We start from the raw sequence: 2,995 nt of genomic DNA, 5'->3' as shown, positions 1-2,995 counted from the left end.
CGCCGGCCGAGCCCGCAACGCCGGCCCCAGCCCCCGCCGACCTGCGTTTCGCCGCGCTGCTCGGGTTCCTGTCGGCCGCACCCGGGACCTCGCACCTGTCGGCCAGGGACGTGCTCGCCGACGCCCGCACGGCGATCACCGCCGCCGTCGCCGCCGCCTACGGCGACCTGGGCAGCGCACCCGCGATGCTGGCCATCCGCGCCCGGGACGTGCGCGAGCGCACCCCCGAGAGCGCCCTCACCGTGGCGACCCCCGACGCCGACTCGTCCCTGATCCGGGCCGCCCGCACGCAGCTGGCCGGCTGAACCGCCCGCCCTCGAAGGCGGGCGGACGGCGGAGCGGGCGGACGGGGCCAGGACTGCGGCGGGTTCCACCGACGGACGGGACCGGGGTCAGTCGTCGTCCTGCTCATCGCTCTCCTGACCGTCGTCCTCGGCGTCGGCCGCCACCGGGACGATCTTCCCGGTGGCGGCGTCGACGGCGATCGTCCGCTCGGCCCCCTCGCCGTCGGCGATCTCGACCTCCCAGATGGCGGCGCCGCCCTCGGTCTCCAGCTCCGAGGAGACGACCCAGCCTCCGCTCACCTGCGACAGCGCGGTCTTCTGCGCCTGCTCGGCCGGCACGGCGGGCCTGACCGCCGCAACCGCGTCGTCATCGGTCCCCGGCGCCGGGGAGGCCGTGGCGGCCGGCGCCGGGGAGGCCGGACCGGCCTCGTTCTGCTCGGCGAAGGCGACACCGCCGCCGACCGCGAGAACGGCGAGGGCGAGCCCGGAAAAGACGATCACTGGCTTGCGCATCAGGGTTTCTCCGTGTCCGTGAGAAGCGTTCGTGAGAAGAGTCCACGGGAACGGCCCGCGAAGGGAACCCGCGTGAGGCCGCGGCCGCCCGGAGAGCTCCGCCGACGACCCGCGGCGACTCCCCCAGACTGCCTGCGCGGGCGATAGCGGGATGCTGCGGAGTCCCTAAGGAATCGTTAAGCCGTCCCCGGGCCGAGGTCGACGGTGACCTCGGCTCCCCCCGAAGGCGAGGAGCCGGCCCGCAGCCGCCCGCCGGAGTCCTCCGCCGTCCGGCGCGCGATGTCCAGCCCCAGACCGGTGGACGAACCTCCGCTCACCCCGCGGCCCAGCGGAGCCGGGTGGGGGAAACCCGGCCCCCGATCGGCGATCACCAACCGGGCCCCGCCCTGCGGCCGGGCCGCCAGCGTGACGGTGAACGGCGTGCCGTCGGGGGTGTGGGCGAACACGTTCTCCAGCAGCAGATCGACGCAGGCCGCCAGCTCCGGGCCGCTGACCCCCACGGTGATCGGCCCGCCGGCGAGATCGAGGCCGAACGGCCGCTCCTGGTCCTCCGCCAGCGCCGACCAGAAGGCGACCCGCTCGGCGACCACCCGGGCCGCGTCGCAGCCGCGCGCCCCGTCCCGGTCGAACCGGCGCGCCTCCCGGATGACCTGGTCGACCATGCGCTCGACGCCCGCCACCGCCTGCCCCACCCGGGCCGCCTCCTCCGCGTCGCGCATCGTATCCACCTCCAGCCGCAGCACCGCGACCGGCGTGCGCAACCGGTGGGACAGGTCGGCCACCGCCTCGCGCTCGTAGGCGAGCAACTCCCGGATGCGGGCGGCCAGGTGGTTGAGGGCGGCGCCGACCTCACGGACCTCCGGCGGGCCCGCCGGCTCCACCCGCGCGGCCAGATCACCGGGGGCCAGCCGCCGGGAGACCTCCGCCACCTGCCCGACCGGCCCGGTCAGCGAACGCGCGAGCCGGTCGGCCACGGCGATGCCGACGGCCAGCAGCGCCAGCCCGATCAGGCCGAGCACCAGCCACGCCCATCCGACGCCCTGCCGCAGCCGGTCGGCGCCGACGAACGCGCGCACCACCATGGGACCGCGCTCCCCGCCCTGCACCGCCACCAGGACCTCCCGGCCCTGCGGGGTGTCCACACTCCCCCGGATCGACGAGTTTGACGCCGACCCCGTGCACGGTCTGCAGGTAGCGGGGCCGCTGGGCGCTCTCACCGAGCTTGCGGCGCAGCCACGACAGGTGGACGTCGACGGTCTTGTCCCCGCCGCCGTAGGCCATCCGCCACACCTCGGCCAGCAGTTCCCGTTTGGAGACGACCTGCCCGCACCGGGCCGCCAGGTAGTGCAGCAGGTCGAACTCCTTGGGCGTCAGCTCCAGGCGCACCCCGTCGAGGAACGCCTCCCTGCCCGCCTCCTCGATGAGCAGCCCGCCCACCCGCACCGGCGCGGGCCCGGCCCCGTCGGCGCGGCCGCGGCGCAGCACCGCCCGGATCCGCGCGTCCAGCTGGGCCGCGCTGAACGGCTTGACGACGTAATCGTCGGCGCCGGCGTCCAGCGCCCGGACGATCTCCGGCTCGGCGTCGCGCGCGGTCGCCACGATGACCGGGACGGCGCTGACCGCCCGGAGCATGCGCAAGACCTCGCAGCCGTCGAGGTCGGGAAGACCCAGGTCGAGCACGACCAGATCGGGCCGGTCCTCCAGCGCCCGGGTCAGCCCCGGCATGCCCGCACCCGCCGAGGTCACGGCATGGCCGTGGCCGGCCAGCGCGCGGGTCAACGCCGAACGCACCCGGGCGTCGTCCTCGACGAGCAGCAGATGGGCCACGGCAACGCGCCTGCCTCTCCGGGAAAGGCGATGATTCCGACGAGGAGGGGAAGTTCCCCGTGGAGCGCGGAAGACACCGGAGGGCGGCCGATCGATGCGAACGGGCAGGCGGATCACGGCACGGGGCGAGACGGCCGGAACGGCACGCCGCCGCATGCGGCACGATGACGTACCGGTGAGCAGGCGCGCACTGCTGGCCGCATGCGGCTGGCTCGCGGCCGCCGCCGCCACCACCGTCGCCGGCCTGTGGGCGCTGTCCCTGGCCGGCGCCGACCTCACCGGCCAGGCCGTCCGCTCGATGACCCTGGAGGAGGTCGAGCGGGCCCTGGCCACCGCCTCCGCGGCCCCGCCCCGCTCCCCGCCCCGCTGCC

The 2,995-nt window shown here is 76.0% G+C and carries 2 protein-coding genes and 3 pseudogenes; 2 read left to right on the top strand and 3 right to left on the bottom strand.

Annotated features, from left to right (window positions below; translation table 11 throughout):
- A pseudogene (locus tag ACWJ6R_RS33625) lies at positions 1 to 305 on the top strand (hypothetical protein); the annotation flags it as partial.
- Between the two features lie 87 nt (positions 306 to 392).
- Here the strand turns inward: ACWJ6R_RS33625 and ACWJ6R_RS33620 are convergent.
- From ACWJ6R_RS33620 to ACWJ6R_RS33610, 3 genes and pseudogenes are all read right to left on the bottom strand, one after another.
- Positions 393 to 797 (bottom strand): PepSY domain-containing protein, encoded by a 405-nt coding sequence (locus ACWJ6R_RS33620; RefSeq protein ID WP_449066081.1) that lies wholly within the window; start codon positions 795 to 797, stop codon positions 393 to 395.
- A gap of 176 nt (positions 798 to 973) precedes the next feature.
- Complete coding sequence (locus ACWJ6R_RS33615; protein WP_449066080.1) at positions 974 to 1,909, bottom strand: sensor histidine kinase; 936 nt, start codon at positions 1,907 to 1,909, stop codon at positions 974 to 976.
- Positions 1,910 to 1,946: 37 nt separating this feature from the next.
- Positions 1,947 to 2,624, bottom strand: a pseudogene (locus ACWJ6R_RS33610) (response regulator transcription factor); the annotation flags it as partial.
- A gap of 175 nt (positions 2,625 to 2,799) precedes the next feature.
- Here ACWJ6R_RS33610 and ACWJ6R_RS33605 point away from each other — a divergent pair.
- Positions 2,800 to 2,995 (top strand): annotated as a pseudogene (locus tag ACWJ6R_RS33605) (hypothetical protein); the annotation flags it as partial.

The sequence above is a fragment of the Planomonospora algeriensis genome (assembly GCF_977012225.1).
This window is presented reverse-complemented; position numbering and strand designations above follow the sequence as displayed.